The organism is Pseudooceanicola algae (assembly GCF_003590145.2).
GTDB classification, from domain to species: domain Bacteria; phylum Pseudomonadota; class Alphaproteobacteria; order Rhodobacterales; family Rhodobacteraceae; genus Pseudooceanicola; species Pseudooceanicola algae.
The window spans coordinates 3,615,306-3,631,203 of sequence record NZ_CP060436.1 but is presented as its reverse complement, the minus strand read 5'-3'; the positions used below and the strand labels follow the sequence as shown (position 1 = coordinate 3,631,203).

Annotated in this window: 16 protein-coding genes; 11 read left to right on the top strand and 5 right to left on the bottom strand. The window is 64.5% G+C overall.

Annotated elements, in window-relative coordinates:
• Positions 1-17: 17 nt before the first annotated feature.
• From PSAL_RS17075 to PSAL_RS17055, 5 genes are all read left to right on the top strand, one after another.
• Positions 18-1,067, top strand: a complete 1,050-nt coding sequence (locus PSAL_RS17075) for a TRAP transporter substrate-binding protein (RefSeq protein WP_119838760.1) — start codon at positions 18-20, stop codon at positions 1,065-1,067.
• Between the two features lie 129 nt (positions 1,068-1,196).
• A complete protein-coding gene (locus PSAL_RS17070) occupies positions 1,197-2,558 on the top strand; it encodes a glutamine synthetase family protein (RefSeq protein ID WP_119838759.1) in 1,362 nt (453 codons plus the stop codon).
• 2 nt (positions 2,559-2,560) lie between these two features.
• A complete protein-coding gene (locus PSAL_RS17065; RefSeq protein WP_119838758.1) occupies positions 2,561-3,937 on the top strand; it encodes an aldehyde dehydrogenase family protein in 1,377 nt (458 codons plus the stop codon).
• Positions 3,938-3,947: 10 nt separating this feature from the next.
• A complete protein-coding gene (locus PSAL_RS17060) occupies positions 3,948-5,093 on the top strand; it encodes an iron-containing alcohol dehydrogenase (protein ID WP_119838757.1) in 1,146 nt (381 codons plus the stop codon).
• Positions 5,094-5,266: 173 nt separating this feature from the next.
• Positions 5,267-5,911, top strand: coding sequence for a DUF4136 domain-containing protein (locus PSAL_RS17055; RefSeq protein ID WP_119838756.1), 645 nt, complete (start codon positions 5,267-5,269; stop codon positions 5,909-5,911).
• Between the two features lie 57 nt (positions 5,912-5,968).
• Here PSAL_RS17055 and PSAL_RS17050 read toward each other — a convergent pair whose 3' ends face one another.
• Complete coding sequence (locus PSAL_RS17050) at positions 5,969-6,214, bottom strand: accessory factor UbiK family protein (protein ID WP_119838774.1); 246 nt, start codon at positions 6,212-6,214, stop codon at positions 5,969-5,971.
• A gap of 175 nt (positions 6,215-6,389) precedes the next feature.
• Between PSAL_RS17050 and lgt the strand changes: the two genes are divergently transcribed.
• Genes lgt through pgeF form a run of 3 tightly spaced genes read left to right on the top strand, consistent with a single transcriptional unit; the run spans position 6,390 to position 9,129 of the window.
• Entirely contained in the window at positions 6,390-7,292 is a 903-nt protein-coding gene (gene lgt / locus PSAL_RS17045) for a prolipoprotein diacylglyceryl transferase (protein ID WP_119838755.1), read from the top strand.
• A complete protein-coding gene (locus tag PSAL_RS17040; RefSeq protein WP_119838754.1) occupies positions 7,289-8,377 on the top strand; it encodes a class I SAM-dependent methyltransferase in 1,089 nt (362 codons plus the stop codon). The genes lgt and PSAL_RS17040 overlap by 4 nt, the downstream gene beginning before the upstream one ends.
• A complete protein-coding gene (gene pgeF / locus PSAL_RS17035) occupies positions 8,374-9,129 on the top strand; it encodes a peptidoglycan editing factor PgeF (RefSeq protein WP_119838753.1) in 756 nt (251 codons plus the stop codon). Before PSAL_RS17040 ends, pgeF begins: the two co-directional genes overlap by 4 nt.
• A 30-nt stretch (positions 9,130-9,159) precedes the next feature.
• Here pgeF and PSAL_RS17030 read toward each other — a convergent pair whose 3' ends face one another.
• A complete protein-coding gene (locus tag PSAL_RS17030; protein ID WP_119838752.1) occupies positions 9,160-9,663 on the bottom strand; it encodes an Lrp/AsnC family transcriptional regulator in 504 nt (167 codons plus the stop codon).
• A gap of 187 nt (positions 9,664-9,850) precedes the next feature.
• On the opposite strand from PSAL_RS17030, the gene trxB reads away from it, so the two are divergent.
• The 3 genes from trxB (at position 9,851) to PSAL_RS17015 (ending at position 14,061) form a co-directional block, all read left to right on the top strand.
• Positions 9,851-10,858 (top strand): thioredoxin-disulfide reductase, encoded by a 1,008-nt coding sequence (gene trxB, locus PSAL_RS17025; RefSeq protein WP_119838751.1) that lies wholly within the window; start codon positions 9,851-9,853, stop codon positions 10,856-10,858.
• Between the two features lie 177 nt (positions 10,859-11,035).
• Positions 11,036-13,120, top strand: a complete 2,085-nt coding sequence (locus tag PSAL_RS17020; protein ID WP_119838750.1) for a bifunctional sulfate adenylyltransferase/adenylylsulfate kinase — start codon at positions 11,036-11,038, stop codon at positions 13,118-13,120.
• Between the two features lie 62 nt (positions 13,121-13,182).
• Entirely contained in the window at positions 13,183-14,061 is an 879-nt protein-coding gene (locus PSAL_RS17015) for a glycosyltransferase family 2 protein (RefSeq protein ID WP_119838749.1), read from the top strand.
• Positions 14,062-14,097: 36 nt separating this feature from the next.
• On the opposite strand, the gene PSAL_RS17010 is transcribed toward PSAL_RS17015, so the two are convergent.
• The 3 genes from PSAL_RS17010 to PSAL_RS17000 form a co-directional block, all read right to left on the bottom strand.
• Entirely contained in the window at positions 14,098-14,958 is an 861-nt protein-coding gene (locus PSAL_RS17010) for a glycosyltransferase family 10 domain-containing protein (RefSeq protein ID WP_119838748.1), read from the bottom strand.
• Between the two features lie 154 nt (positions 14,959-15,112).
• The gene (locus PSAL_RS17005; RefSeq protein WP_119838747.1) at positions 15,113-15,370 is read right to left on the bottom strand and encodes a DUF1150 family protein; all 258 of its coding nucleotides are present in this window, start codon (positions 15,368-15,370) and stop codon (positions 15,113-15,115) included.
• A 5-nt stretch (positions 15,371-15,375) separates the two neighbouring features.
• Positions 15,376-15,789, bottom strand: a complete 414-nt coding sequence (locus PSAL_RS17000; protein WP_119838746.1) for an Hsp20 family protein — start codon at positions 15,787-15,789, stop codon at positions 15,376-15,378.
• Positions 15,790-15,898 lie beyond the last annotated feature (109 nt).

Here is a 15,898-nt window from a genome sequence, read left to right as displayed (position 1 = left end):
CAATGGGAGAAGACCGAATGACCAACAAACCGACGAACAGACGTTCCTTCCTGCGCGGGGCCGCGATGGCCGCCCCCGCAGCCCTGGCCGCCCCCGGCATCCTGCGCGCCCAGGAAGCGATCAAGTGGCGCTTCCAGACCTATGCGGGCTCGGCCCTGGGTCAGGAAGTCACCAAGCCCGCCATCGACGCGATCAACGCCGCCGCCCAGGGCGAGCTTGAGATCGAGCTTTACTACGCCGATCAGATCGTCCCCACGGGCGAACTGTTCCAGGCACTTCAGCGCGGCACCCTGGACGGCGTCCATTCGGACGACGATTCCATGGCCTCGCCCACCCCGGTGCGCAACTTCGGCGGGTACTTCCCGCTGGCGACCAAGCATTCGCTCGACGTGCCGGTGCTGTTCAACCAGTACGGCCTGGCCGAGATCTGGGAAGAAGAATACGCCAAGGTCGGGGTCAAGTGGCTGTCGGCCGCCGGTCAGGATCCCTGCAACTTCAACACCAAGAAGGAAGTCACCTCGCTGGCCGATCTCGAAGGTCTGAAGCTGTACACCTTCCCGACTGCCGGGCGTTTCCTGCAGCAATTCGGCGTCGTGCCGGTGAACATCCCCTACGAGGATGCACAGGTTGCCGTGCAGACCGGCGAGCTTGACGGCATGGCCTGGTCGGGCATCACCGAAGACTATACCGTCGGCTGGGCGGATGTGACCGATTACTTCCTGACCAACAACATCTCGGGCGCCTGGATCGGGTCCTTCTTCGTCAACCAGCAACGCTGGGCCGATCTGCCCGAGCACCTGAAGGTCATCGTGTCTTCGGCGATCGAAGCCAGCCACACCTACCGCAACCAGTGGTACTGGGGCGGAGAGGCGCGTCTGCGGGCGCAGGGCGACAAGCTGCAACTGCGTTCGATCCCCCAGGAAGAATGGAAAGCCGTCGAAGAGGCCGCCGTCACCTTCTGGGACGAAATGGCCGAAGAAGGCGAAGTGGCCGCCAAGATCGTGCAGATCTTCCGCGACTACAACGACGTGACCTCCAAGGCAGGCCCACCCTATACCTTCGGCTGACCCTTGCGAAACTGAACAACCAAAGGGGCGGCCTCTCGGGGTCGCCCTCTTGCGGGTTCAGCCCCGACAGGGCAGACCCGAAGCGGAACAGGGGCCGACGACTGACCCCGCACGAAAGGACAAGCGACAATGGCCGCACTGACATTCGACGCGCTGAAAGAACAGGTTTCCAAGGGCGAGGTGGACACCGTCCTGGCCTGCATCATCGACATGCAGGGCCGCCTGATGGGCAAACGGTTCCACGCGGCGCATTTCGTCGACAGCGCCTGGGAAGAAAGCCATTGCTGCAATTACCTGCTGGCCACGGACCTGGAGATGTACACGGTCGAAGGCTATGCCGCGACCTCCTGGGCGGGCGGCTACGGCGATTACATCATGAAGCCGGACCTTGCGACCCTGCGCCCCGCCCCCTGGCTGGAGGCCACCGCGCTGGTGCTTTGCGACGTGCTGGACCACCATCACCACGCCCCGGTGCCCCATTCCCCGCGCGCCATGCTGAAAAGTCAGATCGCGCGGATGGAGGCCCTGGGCTTTACCCCGATGATGGCGACAGAGCTGGAATTCAACCTGTTCGCCCGCAGCTATGACGAGATCCGCGCCTCGGGGTATCGCGACCTGACCACGGTATCGCCCTACAACGAGGATTACTCGATCCAGCTGACCCTGCGCGACGAGGTGGTGCTGCGCCCGGTGCGCAATGCACTTTATGCCGCCGGCATCCCGGTCGAGAACACCAAGGGCGAAGCCGAGGTCGGTCAGGAAGAGCTGAACATCAAGTATGCCGCCGCGCTGGACTGCGCCGATTTCCACACGATCGCCAAGCATTGCGTCAAGGACGTGGCGCTGATGAAGGGCCATGCGGCCAGCTTCCTGCCCAAATGGCACCGCGACAAGGTGGGTAATTCGACCCATATCCACCAGTCGATGTGGAAGGATGGCGACAATGCCTTCCGCGACCCCGATGATGCGCTCGGCATGTCGGCGATGATGAAAAGCTACTGCGCCGGTATCATCAAGTACGCGCCGGACTACACCTATTTCCTGGCCCCCAACATCAATTCCTACAAGCGGTTCCAGAAGGGCAGCTTTGCCCCGACCAAGGCCGTCTGGTCGGTCGACAACCGCACCGCGGGCTTCCGCCTCTGCGGAGCCGGCAGCAAGTCGGTGCGCATGGAATGCCGTATCGGCGGGTCGGACATGAACCCCTACCTCGGGATGGCCGTGCAACTGGCCGCCGGCCTGAAAGGCATGGAAGAGGGGCTGGAACTGGCCGCGCCGATCACCGGCGATGTCTATGACAATGCAGCCGTGGCGGAGATCCCCGCCACCCTGCGCGCCGCGCGCGAGACCCTTGCCGGGTCGGCGATGCTGCGCGAAGCCTTCGGTGACGGGGTGATCAACCACTACACCCATGCCGCGGACTGGGAGCAGGAAGCTTTCGATGCCGTGGTCACCGACTGGGAAATGCAACGCGGATTCGAAAGAGCCTGAACATGACTGAAACCGTGAAACTGATCTCGCCCGTGGACGGATCCGTCTACCTGGAGCGCTCCCCCCTGGACCAGGGGGCCGCGCAAGCGGCCGTCGAGGCCGCCCGAGCGGCGCAGCCCGCATGGGCTGCCCGCCCCATGGCCGACCGGATCGCCATGGTCCGCAAGGCCGTCGCCATCATCGGCGAACAGCAGGACCGCATGACCACCGAACTGGCCCACCAGATGGGCCGCCCCGTCCGCTACGGCGGCGAATTCGGCGGCTTCGAGGAACGCGCGCTTTACATGGCCGATATCGCCGAGGCCGCCCTGGCCCCGACCGTGATCGAAGACAGCGCCGCCTTCACGCGCAAGATCACCCGCGAGGCCCATGGCGTCGTGCTGGTCGTGGCGCCCTGGAACTATCCCTACATGACGGCGATCAACACCATCGCGCCAGCTTTGATCGCGGGCAACACGGTGGTGCTGAAACACGCCACCCAGACCCTCAAGGTGGGCGAACACCTGGCCGAGGCCTTTGCCGCCGCAGGGGTGCCTTCGGAGGTCTTCCAGAACGTCGTGCTGAGCCATGACACCACCTCGGCGCTGATCGCGGCGCGGGCCTTCGATTTCGTGAACTTCACCGGCTCGGTCGGGGGCGGCAAGGCGATGGAGCACGCCGCGGCGGGCACCTTCACCCCCGTCTCGACCGAGCTTGGCGGCAAGGATCCGGGCTATGTCCGGGCCGACGCCGACCTCGACGCGGCCGTCGACGGACTGATGGACGGCGCGATGTTCAACGCCGGGCAGTGCTGCTGCGGAATGGAACGGATCTATGTCCACGAAAGCCTTTACGAGGCCTTCGTGGAAAAGGCCGTGGCCTGGGTCAATGCCCAGAAGCTGGGCAATCCGCTGGACACCGAAACCACGCTTGGTCCGATGGCCAACGTGCGCTTTGCCGCAACCGTGCGCGCCCAGATCGACGCCGCGGTCGCCGCTGGCGCCACCGCCCATATCGCGCCCATGCCGGCCGACGATGGCGGGGCCTACCTGACGCCGCAGATCCTGACCGGCGTGACCCATGACATGGAGGTCATGACGGAAGAAAGCTTTGGCCCCGTGGTCGGCATCATGCCGGTCTCGGGCGACGAAGAGGCCATCGCGCTGATGAACGACTGCCAATACGGGCTGACGGCCGCCGTTTTCACCACCGACGCCGCGGCGATGGAGGTGATCGCGCCGCAGCTTCAGACCGGCACCGTCTTCATGAACCGCTGTGACTATCTCGACCCGGCGCTGTGCTGGACCGGGTGCAAGGATACCGGCCATGGCGCCGGCCTGTCGGCGCTTGGCTTCCAGGCACTGACCCGTCCCAAATCGCATCATTATCGCAAATCCTGAGGAAACCTTCATGACCCTCACCGGAAACTGGTCCTACCCGACCGCCATCCGCTTCGGCGCTGGCCGTATCGCGGAAATCGCCGAAGCCTGCGGCGCCGCCAATATCCGCAAGCCCCTGCTGGTCACCGACCGGGGGCTGGCCTCGATGGACATCACCCAGAAGACGCTCGACCTGATGGTCGCGGGCGGGCTGGGGCGCGCGATGTTCTCGGGCGTGGATGCCAACCCGACGGAAAAGAACCTCGACGAAGGCCTGAAGGCCTATCACGAGGGCGGCCATGACGGCGTCATCGCCTTTGGCGGCGGCTCGGGTCTCGACCTGGCGAAGATGATTGCCTTCATGTCCGGGCAGACCCGCCCGATCTGGGATTACGAGGATATCGGCGACTGGTGGACGCGGGCCGACCCCGAGGGCATCGCGCCCATCGTTGCCGTGCCGACCACCGCCGGGACCGGATCGGAAGTGGGCCGCGCCAGCGTCATCACCAATTCCGAAACCCATGTGAAGAAGATCATCTTCCACCCCAAGGTCCTGCCCGCCGTCGTGATCTGCGACCCCGAGCTGACGGTGGGCATGCCCAAGTTCATCACCGCCGGCACCGGCCTTGATGCCTTTGCCCATTGCGTCGAGGCGTTTTCCAGCCCCCACTACCACCCGATGTCCCAGGGCATCGCGCTGGAAGGCATGCGCCTGGTAATCGAAAACCTGCCGCTGGCCTATGAAGACGGCACCGACATCGAGGCCCGCGCCCACATGATGTCTGCCGCGATGATGGGGGCCACGGCCTTCCAGAAAGGGCTTGGTGCAATCCACGCGCTCAGCCACCCCATCGGCGCCGTCTACAACACCCACCACGGCACCACCAACGCGGTCTTCATGCCCGAAGTGCTGAAGCTGAACGCCGATGCCATCCGCGAGCGGTTCGACAATGCCGCGCCCTATCTGGGCATCGAGGGCGGGTTCGACGGGTTCTGCACCTTCGTGCAGGCCTTCAACGACCAGATGGGCATTCCGCGCAAGCTGTCGGTTCTGGGCGTTGCCGGGGACCGGGCAGACGATATCGTCGCCATGGCGCTGGAGGATCCCTCCTGCGGTGGCAACCCGGTGACCCTGACGGCCGGGAACCTGAAGCCGGTGCTTGAAGCGGTCCTGTAATCCCCCCTGCCCGCCCGAACATTTCCCCCGCCGCGTCCCTGCACGCGGCGGGGTTTTTCGTGTGCATAGGGGCGCGAAGCCGGCCTTCGCCGCGTTGCCGGCAATCCCCCTTTCGCGGATACAACCGCAGGCGTAAGCTGACCTGACCGGTTCCCGACGAAAGGCCCCTGATCATGCTTTCGCGTATCTTCGCCGCCCGCCTGACCCTTGGCCTGGCGCTGGCCCTGTCGCTCGGCCTTGCGGCCTGCACCAGCGTAACGACCGAAGTCGACGCCCTGTCGGCGATCCCCGCCGACCTGACGCCCACCAATGCCCATGTGGTGCCCGGTCCCGGAATGGACGCCGGGTCCCTTGGCTGGCAGCAGGGGGCGGAGGTTTTGGCTGGGGTGCTTCTGGGCAAGGGGGTGACGCCGGTGGCCGCGCGATCCGGTGCGCGGTTGGTGACACGCTTTGGCTACCGGATCGACGACGGGCAGACCGTAACCAGCCAATACATGGTGCCGGAACGGGGCATCATCGGCTATCAGGTCGTGAACCGGCCGGGGCCGAATGGCGGTCAGATCGCCGAACGGGTGCCGGTCTGGGGCACAATCGGCTATGATTACCGCACCCGCATCGACACGATCTATACAGCCGAGGTCACGATTTCGATGACCGACAGCCGCAGCGGAAAGCAGGTCTTTGAAGGCCGCGGGGTGTACCGGGGGGGATGCAGCAGCTTTGCGCCGCTGGCCGCGCCGATGATCGGCGCGGTTCTCAGCAAGTTCCCAGCCGGGCGGCAGGGGCCGGTCACGATCAAGACCGAAAACGGCTGCTGACGGCAGGCACCGCAGGGCGCCGGGGTGCCCGGGCGCCAAGCGGTTCTGACCGCGGTCTTACTTCGCGGCGGCTTCCAGCGCGTCAAGCCGCGCCTTCAGCTCGGTATTTTCCTCACGCGCCTTCTGCGCCATGAGCTTTACCGCGTCGAATTCCTCGCGGGTGACAAGGTCACGCTCGGCCAGCCAGCGGTCGATCATGGAATTGAAGGCCGTCTCGGCCTCGCCCTTGGCGCCCTGGGCGACGCCCATGGCATTGGTCATAAGCTGCGACATGTCGTCGAAAAACTTGGAACGGGTCTGCATTTCGGCCTCGCGCCTGATGTTGCACTGACCTTCTATATGGGCCTCCGGGCGCGCAGGCTCAACCCCCGAGGTGGGCGCGCCCTGCCCCCGCACGCCCGTCGCAGCCCCCTGCCGCAGGGACAGGCGGCCCAAGGCTCGCTTGACTCTGGATCGGGCGCGCGGGCAGATACCCGTAATGCAGGCTGTGATCCCCTTCCCCGATATCTCGCCCGAGATTTTCACCCTTCAGGTCTTTGGCCTGTCCTTTGCCCTGCGCTGGTATGCGCTGGCCTATCTGACGGGGATCTTCCTTGGCTGGTTGCTGGCCCGGGCCGCCCTGCGGCGCATCCGCCTGTGGCCGGCGGATCGGCCGCCGATGTCGGAGACCCAGCTTGGCGATTTCATCACCTGGCTGATCCTCGGGGTGGTGATCGGCGGGCGGCTCGGCTTCGTGCTGTTCTACCAGCCTGCCTATTACTTCGCCAATCCGGCCGAGATCCCGGCGATCTGGCAGGGCGGCATGTCCTTCCACGGCGGGCTTCTGGGCGTCGCGGTGGCCACGCTGATCTTCTGCGCCCGCGCCCGCATCCCGGTCCTGTCGGCGGCCGATATGCTGGCCCTGGCGACGCCACCGGGCCTGTTGCTGGGCCGCATTGCCAATTTCATCAACGCCGAGCTGTGGGGCCGCCCCACCGACATGCCCTGGGGCGTGGTCTTTCCCGGCCCGGCGGCGCAAAGCTGCCCCGGCGTGATCGGCGCCTGCGCGCGCCATCCGTCGCAATTGTACGAAGCCGGGTTGGAAGGGCTGCTGCTGGGGCTGATCCTGATCGCGCTGACCTTTGGCACCCGGACCCTGAAATACCCCGGACGGCTGACCGGGATCTTCATCATCGGCTATGGCCTGGCCCGGATGCTGGTCGAGATGTTCCGCCTTGCCGATCAGCAGTTCATCACCCCCGGCAATCCGCATGGCCATGTGATCCGGTTCACCGAGGCCATGGGCCTGACCATGGGTCAAATCCTGTCGCTGCCGATGGTGGTCCTTGGCCTGGCCTTCGTCCTGTGGTCCCTGCGCAAGGCAGGCCGCCCCCCGGCATGACCACGCTTCTGGATCACCTGCTGACCCGGATCGCCCAGGACGGGCCACTGAAGGTCAACGATTACATGGCGACCTGCCTGCTGCACCCGCAGCTTGGCTATTACACCACCCGCGACCCGCTGGGTCAGGCCGGGGATTTCACCACCGCCCCCGAGATTTCACAGATGTTCGGTGAACTGGTCGGCCTGTCCCTTGCGCAAAGCTGGCTGGATCAAGGCGCCCCGGCCCGGTTTACCCTGGCCGAGCTTGGGCCGGGTCGCGGCACGCTGATGGCCGACCTGATGCGCGCGACCAGGGGCGTGCCCGGCTTTCACGCCGCCGCCGACCTCGTGCTGGTCGAAGCCTCGCCCCCACTGAGGGCCGAACAGCAGGCGCGACTGGAGGCCTACGACCCGACCTGGCTCGACAACGCCGCCGCGTTGCCCGAGGGCGCGCCGCTGTTCCTTGTGGCCAATGAATTCTTCGATGCCCTGCCGATCCGCCAGTTCCTGCGCGATGGCGAGGGCTGGAGCGAACGTCGCATCACCGCCACCGATGGCCGGTTGCACCCTGCGCAGGCCGGGGCGGCACCGGAACCGGCGCTGGCGCACCGTCTTGAGGACACCAGGGACGGCGACCTGGTAGAGCTTTGCCCCGCCGCCAGCGCCATCGCCGCGACCATCGGGACACGGATCGCAGAGCAGGGCGGCGCGGCACTGATCCTGGACTACGGCGATTGGCGCAGTCAGGGCGATACCCTGCAGGCCTTGCAGGGCCACGCCTATGCCGACCCATACGAAAGCCCCGGTGCCGCCGATCTGACCGCACATGTCGATTTCGAGGAAATCGCCCGCGCCGCCGCCCCTGCCTGCCATTCGCTGCTGACCACCCAAGGCGTCTTTCTGGAGCGTCTCGGCATCACGCCGCGGGCGCAGGCGCTGTCCGCCGGCCTGAGCGATGCGGCGCTTTCAGATCACATCGCCGCACATCGCCGCTTGACCCACCCGCAAGAAATGGGGACGCTCTTCAAGGCGCTGGCCCTTTATCCGGAAGGTCAGCAACCGCCACCCGGCCTGGACCCCATACCGACGACAAAGCCTTTATGACATTGGAAATCCTCACCCACCCGACGCTCGGCGCGATCCGGCACGGGTTCTTCACCCGCCGCGGCGGCGCCTCCTCGGGGATCTTCACCGGGTTGAACTGCGGTGCGGGGTCTTCGGATCAAAGCGAAATCGTGTCGATCAACCGCGCACGCGTCGCCGATGCAATGCAGGTCGCCCCGGCCGAGATGGTGCAGCTGCGTCAGGTGCATTCGGCCCGCGCCGTCACCGCCAGCGGCCCACTGGACCAGATCCCCGAGGCCGACGGGCTGGCCACTGCCACCCCCGGCATCGCCCTGTCGGTGCTGACGGCCGATTGCCAGCCGGTGCTGTTTGCCGATCCCCAGGCGCAGGTCATCGGTGCCGCCCATGCGGGCTGGCGTGGGGCCCGCGACGGTGTTCTTGAGGCCACGATCGAGGCGATGGAACAACTGGGCGCGCAGCGCGGCGACATCCGCGCGGTGATCGGCCCGACCATCAGCCAGCGCGCTTATGAGGTCGGCCCCGATTTCCTCGAAGACTTTCTGGACGACGATCCTGACAACAGCCGCTTTTTCGCCAATGGCGAAGGCGACCGTTATCAGTTCGATCTGCCAAGCTATGGTCTGGCGCGGTTGCGCGCCGCCGGGATCGGCAGCGCCGACTGGATCGGGCAATGCACCTATTCCGACCCGGCGCGGTATTTTTCCTACCGCCGCGCGACCCATGAAGGCGAAGCGGACTACGGCCGCCTGATTTCGGTGATCCGGCTTTAAGCCCTGCGTTCAGGCGCTGGCCTGACGCGATCAGGCGTTGCGGGCCAGCCGGGCTTCGAGGATCTCGAAGGGCACGCCGGGTTCATCCTTGGCACCGCGAATGACGAGGGAAGTCTTCACGCTGGCGACATTCTCGGCCGAGGTCAGTTGTCCGGTCAGAAAGCTCTGGAAGGTCGACAGATCGGGGGCGACGCATTTCAGGATGAAATCCACCTCTCCGTTCAACATGTGGCATTCGCGGACCAGCGGCCATGTCCGGCACTTTTCCTCGAAGGCGACAAGGTCGCATTCCGCCTGGCTGACCAGACCGACCATGGCAAAGACCTGAACTTCGAAGCCCAGTTCGCGGGCGTCGACCTCGGCGTGATAGCCACGGATATACCCGGCTTCTTCCAGGGTGCGGACCCGGCGCAGGCAAGGCGGCGCGGAAATGCCCACGCGTTTTGCCAGCTCGACATTGGTCATGCGACCATCCGCCTGAAGCTCGGCCAGAATCTTGCGGTCAATGGGGTCCAGTCGCGTACCAGCAGGCATTCTTATCTCTCTCCAGAATTGCGTTTCTTATAGCAGCACCCAGTTGCGGCGCAATAATGTTTCCCATTTCGGCAAGATTCTGTTACCGGCGCGGCGAAATCCGGCGCGTAATTCCGCGCGCGCCGCTTCCTTGCGCCGAGAGACCCGCAGGCTTAAGTAGGCAAAGCTGCAAAACAAGGAACGAGACATGGGCGTACAGCGCAAGACCAAGGTACTGATCATCGGATCCGGGCCCGCCGGTTACACGGCAGGGGTCTATGCCAGCCGCGCCATGCTGGAACCGATCCTGGTGCAGGGGATCGAACCCGGTGGCCAGCTGACCACCACCACCGAAGTCGAGAACTGGCCCGGCGCGACCGAGATCCAGGGGCCTGAGCTGATGGTGAACATGGAAGCCCACGCAAAGGCGATGGGGACCGAGATCATCGGCGACATCATCACCGATCTCGACCTGTCCAAGCGGCCCTTCGTGGCCCGCGGCGACAGCGGCACCGAATATGTGGCCGACGCGGTGATCCTGGCCACGGGCGCGCGCGCCAAGTGGCTGGGGCTGGACAGCGAAGAGGCCTTCAAGGGCTTCGGCGTTTCGGCCTGCGCCACCTGCGACGGCTTCTTCTACCGCGGCCAGGAGATCGTGGTGATCGGCGGTGGCAACACGGCCGTCGAAGAGGCACTGTTCCTGACCAATTTCGCCTCCAAGGTCACGCTGATCCACCGCCGCGACGAATTGCGGGCCGAGAAGATCCTGCAGGACCGGATGCACAAGAACCCTAAGATCGAAACGCTCTGGTTCCATGAGCTGGTCGAAGTGGTCGGCGAGGACACGCCCAAAGGCGTGACGGGCATCAAGGTGCGCGATGTGCGCTCCGGCGCGGAATCCGAGATCCCGGCCAAGGGCGTCTTCGTCGCCATCGGCCATGCCCCGGCCTCTGAGCTGGTCAAGGACCAGCTGGATCTGCACCACGGCGGCTACGTCAAGGTGAACCCCGGCTCAACCGAAACCTCGGTGCCCGGTGTCTTTGCCGCCGGCGACCTGACCGACCACAAGTACCGTCAGGCCGTGACCTCGGCCGGCATGGGCTGCATGGCCGCACTGGATGCCGAACGCTTTCTCGCCGAAGCGGGCCTTGACGAGGGCAAGGACGAAACCCTGCCCCTGGGTCATGGTGCCCCGGAAGACGAAGGCGCGGCCTGATCCGTTTCTGCCGGCCCGACCCGGGCCGGCAGCCCCCAGCCCCCTGTTGGTGGGGTCGCTGAGGCCCCGGTCGGGCCGCATTCTTTCCTGAAAATAGATAAAATGGGCGTGGGTTGACAGAAACCTCTTTGCAGACTTACGTCGATATGCAATGCGTTCACGGGTGAACACACTTGGATGTACGTCTTGTCAAACCCGAAGACATCTTTGATTACCGATGAGGAAGGTCAGCTCTTCCGCCTCCTGCGCCATCTCGACATGGCACCGGACGCGTCGCAGCGCACCATCGCATCGGCCATCGGCGTGTCTTTGGGGCGGCTGAACGCGCAGCTCAGGTTGGCTGTCGAAGCCGGGTTCATAAAGATCAGCGAACGCGCGGGGCCCGACAGACGTCAGCGCTTTGCCTATGCGCTGACCGCGCGCGGCGCGGCCGAGAAGCTCCGACTGACGGACCGGTTCCTGGCCGCGAAATTCCTAGAATATCAGATGCTCCATGCCGAGCTGACCGGCACTCGCCCCGGCCTAACCCCTTTAAGCGACAGGACGACCTTCATGCAGAACAACCTTGCCCCCATCCCGGAACTTTATGTTTCCTCGGATTCCGCCCAGAAACTCAAGGTCGAGGCGGCCGACCTGGTCAGCTGGGACCTGACCCCGCGCCAGATCTGCGATCTTGAACTGCTGATGAACGGCGGCTTCAGCCCGCTGAAGGGCTTTCTGAGCGAAGAAGATTACGACGGCGTCGTCGAAAACATGCGCCTGGCCGACGGCAAGCTCTGGGTGATGCCCATCACGCTGGACGTCTCCGAAGATTTCGCCGCCAAGCTGGAACCCGGGCAGGACATCGCCCTGCGCGATCAGGAAGGCGTCATCCTGGCGACCATGACGGTCACCGACAACTGGACCCCGAACAAGACGAACGAGGCCGAAAAGGTCTTTGGCGCCGATGATCAGGCCCACCCGGCCGTGCATTACCTGCACAACACCGCCGGCGCGGTCTACCTTGGCGGCCCGATCACCGGCATCCAGCCGCCGATGCACTACGATTTCCGCGCCCGCCGCGACACGCCCAACGAACTGCGCGCCTATTTCCGCAAGATGGGCTGGCGCAAGGTCGTGGCCTTCCAGACCCGCAACCCGCTGCACCGCGCGCATCAGGAACTTACGTTCCGCGCCGCCCGCGAAGCCCAGGCCAACCTGCTCATCCACCCGGTCGTCGGCATGACCAAGCCCGGCGATGTCGATCATTTCACCCGCGTGCGCTGCTACGAAGCGGTGCTGGACAAGTACCCGACCTCGACCACCTCGATGTCCCTGCTGCCGCTGGCGATGCGCATGGCCGGCCCGCGCGAAGCCGTCTGGCACGGCCAGATCCGCAAGAACTATGGCGTGACGCATTTCATCGTCGGCCGCGACCATGCCGGCCCCGGCTCCAACAGCCAGGGCGAAGATTTCTACGGCCCCTATGACGCGCAGGACCTGTTCCGGCAGCATGAAGAGGAAATGGGCATCACCATGGTCCCCTTCAAACACATGGTCTACGTCCAGGAACGCGCCCAGTACGAGCCCTTTGACGAGATCGAGGATCGCGACAACGTCACCATCCTGAACATCTCCGGGACCGAATTGCGCCGCCGTCTGTCCGAGGGCCTGGAGATCCCGGAATGGTTCTCCTTCCCCGAGGTTGTTTCGGAACTGCGCAAAACCAAGCCGCCGCGCGCTCAGCAGGGCTTTACCGTTTTCCTGACCGGTTTCTCGGGCTCGGGAAAATCGACCATCGCCAATGCAATGATGGTCAAGCTGATGGAAATGGGCGGCCGTCCGGTGACGCTGCTGGATGGCGACATCGTGCGCAAGAACCTCAGCTCGGAGCTGGGCTTCAGCAAGGAACACCGCGATCTGAACATCCTGCGCATCGGCTACGTGGCCTCCGAGATCACCAAGAACGGCGGTATCGCCATCTGTGCCCCGATCGCGCCCTACGCGGTCACCCGGCGCAAGGTGCGTGAGGCGGTCGAAAACTATGGCGCCTTCGTCGAAGTCCATGTCGCCACCTCGATCGAGGAATGCGAACGCCGCGACCGCAAGGGTCTCTACAAGCTGGCGCGCGAAGGCAAGATCAAGGAGTTCACCGGGATCTCGGACCCCTATGACGTCCCCGCCAATCCCGAGCTGTCGATCGACACCGAAGGCGCAGATGTCGACAATTGCGCCCACCAGGTCATCCTCAAGCTGGAAAGCATGGGTCTGATCAAGGGCTGATAAATGCCGGGGCGGGCTCTTTCCGGCTTGAGGCGATTCAAAGGATCATGCACATATCACGCATGATTGTAGTCTCGCTCTCGACCATTCCGCCCCGGTTCAACATGCTGGGTGACACGCTGCGTTCGATTTTGAACCAGCGCCACAAGATCGATGTGGTCCGGGTGAACATCCCCCGGACCTATCGGCGCTTTCCCGAACACGAATTCTATCGCCCTGATCTGCCGGACGGCGTGACCATCAGTGTCGGGGACGAAGATTACGGCCCCGCCACCAAGATCCTGCCGACCCTGACCGATTACCGCGACCGGCCCGGCGTGCGCATCATCTATTGCGACGACGACCGGATCGCCCATCCCGACTGGATCGGCGGCCTGATCGCCAAGTCGAATGAACGCCCCGGGGATTGCATCGTCAACTCTGGCTGGCATCTGAACAAGATCGGCATCCCGCACGACGAAGCCCGCACCCCGCGCGGCGTCCCGCTGCGCAGCCTCTGGGACAGCACCTATCGCTGGAACCGCATCCGCCAGCAGCTGCGCCAACTTCGCACGGGCAAGAAGCTTCCCAAGCCGCCGCGCACCCGGATCTTTGGCAGCGAGGGCTATGTCGATATCGCAGAAGGCTGTGGCGGCGTCCTGGTGCGCCCCGATTCCTTCGACGATCGGGTGTTCGACGTTCCGGCCAAGCTTTGGTCCGTGGATGATATCTGGCTGTCGGGGATGCTGGAGGCCAACAATGTTGGCGTCTGGATGAACCGCATAGGCCATGTGCCGGCCGAGCAGGACGAGGCCCATGCAGATGCGCTCTATCTGCAGGTCATCGAAGGCTATGACCGCCAGCAGGCCAATGCCGCCTGCGCGCGTTACCTGCAGGAAAACTACGGGGTCTGGCAAAGCAGCAAGCTACCCGGTGCGGCCAAGGGGTCGGTCCCGGCGTAGGCCCCCCGCCCCTGCGCCCCGGCCGGTGATTTGCGATCAGAGGCTGTCGCGCAGGGCCTCGGCAGTGCGCAATTCAAGGTCCGTCCAGCGCGCAACCTCCGGGCGGGCCGCCATCAGGGCAGGAAGGCGCGCGCCGTAATCCGCCACGCTCATCCCGCGCAGGGCGGTCTGGATGTCATTGATGTCGTCGCAGATCACCATGCCCCCGGTCGGGATGTAATCGGCGATATTCGGGCAGCCCCAGTAGATCGGCACGGTCAGGCAAAGCATGGCATCAACCAGCTTTTCGCTGAAGTAATCCGGTTCCCGCGCGTTTTCGATCACCACGGAATAGCGATAGGGCGCAAGGCCATCTGCCTTCTGATCGAAAGGCGCATAGCCACCGCCCATGGCCTGCAGGTCGATGCCCTGCCCTGCGGCCCAGTCGACCACCTCATGCCGCAGGCGGTGACCTTCCTGCGACCGTTTGGCCGAGGCGATCAGCGAAGACATCCCTGTCTTGGTCAGGTCGCGCGTTTTCCAATCGGAAACCCATGTGGTGCCAAAAGGCACGAAGATCCCGTTGGCCAACCCGTCCACCAGCCCGCGATCATGGCTGATGACCCGAAAGAACTTGCGCGCCGACAGGCGCAGCCAGCGGCGGTGATGGCCGTGGATCACCCGGGGCTCCTGCACCATCAGCGAAATCTGCGCCCTCAGGCGGTGGAAGGGGCGCAGGTGGAATTCATTGCGCGGATAAAGGATCAGGTGATCCCCGGCGGTCATCTCGCCAAGGGTCGCACCCCGCAGCCTGTCGGGCTGACCCAGCGGCCAGATCAGGTCATCGCAGGGCTGACGGTCGTAGCGCCCGGTCAGCCTTGTGCCATAAGGGGCAATTGCGATGGCGGGGTTCTGCATGGGATGACCTGTCGCTGCGCGGCCCCAGAGGCCCTGTCGGAAAGGGAATATTCCATACACGCCACCGGCGCAATCCGGCGGGGTACCGTCCCTGTACCGGTCTAGCGCACCGGCCCCCACCCATCAGCGGGCAGGCACCGGCGCCATTGGCTGATTAATGTACCGTGACCGGAGCCAGGTCGTTTTCCCGCGCCAGCACAAAGGCCATGTCACGGTCGCGCACCAGCGCCAGACGTTCCCCGTCGGCGTTGTGGACGGCAAAAAGACGTTCCAGTCCGGGAAGTTCGCTTTCGATCTCTTCCTGGACCTCTTCGGGCAGGTCGGCGGTGTTCACGGGACGGACATAGACGATCCGGTCGGACCCGTCCTGTGCCCGGTTCGGGGCCGTGTCGAAATCATATGTGGTATCCATGGGATTCATCCTCTCTTGATCGAGATCTGCTGAATGACGCGTTCCGGTTCGGCCCGGCTCAGGTCGACATGCAGCAAACCGTTTTCCATGACGGCTTCGCCGACCTCGACACCTTCTGCCAGTACGAAACTGCGCTGAAATTGACGGGCGGCAATACCACGGTGCAGGAAGATGCGGCCATCGCCGTCCTCACCCTGCCGTCCACGGATCACCAATTGGCGATCTTCGAGCGTGATGGCGAGGTTGTCTTCGGCAAAGCCGGCCACGGCCAGCGTGATACGGTAGGAGTTCTCGGAAGTCTGTTCGATATTGAAGGGCGGATAGCCCTCGTTCCCGGTCTTCGCGCTGCGTTCAAGCAGGCGTTCCAGCTGTTCGAACCCAAGAAGATAGGGGTGGGACCCCATGCTGAGTTTGGTCATCTTTGTCGTGCGTCCTTGATCCGTAAGCGACGTCATCGCGGCGCCCCCTGACAAGGCAGGCCCCCGCCTTTGAAATATGGGATCAGCCGGGGCGGGGTGCAAGAGCTTT

Excerpts from the sequence above, each read along its gene's own strand:
- PSAL_RS17010 (WP_119838748.1), bottom strand. The coding sequence starts at position 14,958 with ATGCAGAACCCCGCCATCGCAATTGCCCCTTATGGCACAAGGCTGACC.
- PSAL_RS17055 (WP_119838756.1), top strand. The coding sequence starts at position 5,267 with ATGCTTTCGCGTATCTTCGCCGCCCGCCTGACCCTTGGCCTGGCGCTG.
- PSAL_RS17005 (WP_119838747.1), bottom strand. The coding sequence starts at position 15,370 with ATGGATACCACATATGATTTCGACACGGCCCCGAACCGGGCACAGGAC.
- trxB (WP_119838751.1), top strand. The coding sequence starts at position 9,851 with ATGGGCGTACAGCGCAAGACCAAGGTACTGATCATCGGATCCGGGCCC.
- PSAL_RS17020 (WP_119838750.1), top strand. The coding sequence starts at position 11,036 with ATGTACGTCTTGTCAAACCCGAAGACATCTTTGATTACCGATGAGGAA.
- PSAL_RS17050 (WP_119838774.1), bottom strand. The coding sequence starts at position 6,214 with ATGCAGACCCGTTCCAAGTTTTTCGACGACATGTCGCAGCTTATGACC.
- lgt (WP_119838755.1), top strand. The coding sequence starts at position 6,390 with ATGCAGGCTGTGATCCCCTTCCCCGATATCTCGCCCGAGATTTTCACC.
- PSAL_RS17075 (WP_119838760.1), top strand. The coding sequence starts at position 18 with ATGACCAACAAACCGACGAACAGACGTTCCTTCCTGCGCGGGGCCGCG.
- PSAL_RS17060 (WP_119838757.1), top strand. The coding sequence starts at position 3,948 with ATGACCCTCACCGGAAACTGGTCCTACCCGACCGCCATCCGCTTCGGC.
- PSAL_RS17015 (WP_119838749.1), top strand. The coding sequence starts at position 13,183 with ATGATTGTAGTCTCGCTCTCGACCATTCCGCCCCGGTTCAACATGCTG.
- PSAL_RS17000 (WP_119838746.1), bottom strand. The coding sequence starts at position 15,789 with ATGACCAAACTCAGCATGGGGTCCCACCCCTATCTTCTTGGGTTCGAA.
- PSAL_RS17040 (WP_119838754.1), top strand. The coding sequence starts at position 7,289 with ATGACCACGCTTCTGGATCACCTGCTGACCCGGATCGCCCAGGACGGG.
- pgeF (WP_119838753.1), top strand. The coding sequence starts at position 8,374 with ATGACATTGGAAATCCTCACCCACCCGACGCTCGGCGCGATCCGGCAC.
- PSAL_RS17030 (WP_119838752.1), bottom strand. The coding sequence starts at position 9,663 with ATGCCTGCTGGTACGCGACTGGACCCCATTGACCGCAAGATTCTGGCC.
- PSAL_RS17065 (WP_119838758.1), top strand. The coding sequence starts at position 2,561 with ATGACTGAAACCGTGAAACTGATCTCGCCCGTGGACGGATCCGTCTAC.
- PSAL_RS17070 (WP_119838759.1), top strand. The coding sequence starts at position 1,197 with ATGGCCGCACTGACATTCGACGCGCTGAAAGAACAGGTTTCCAAGGGC.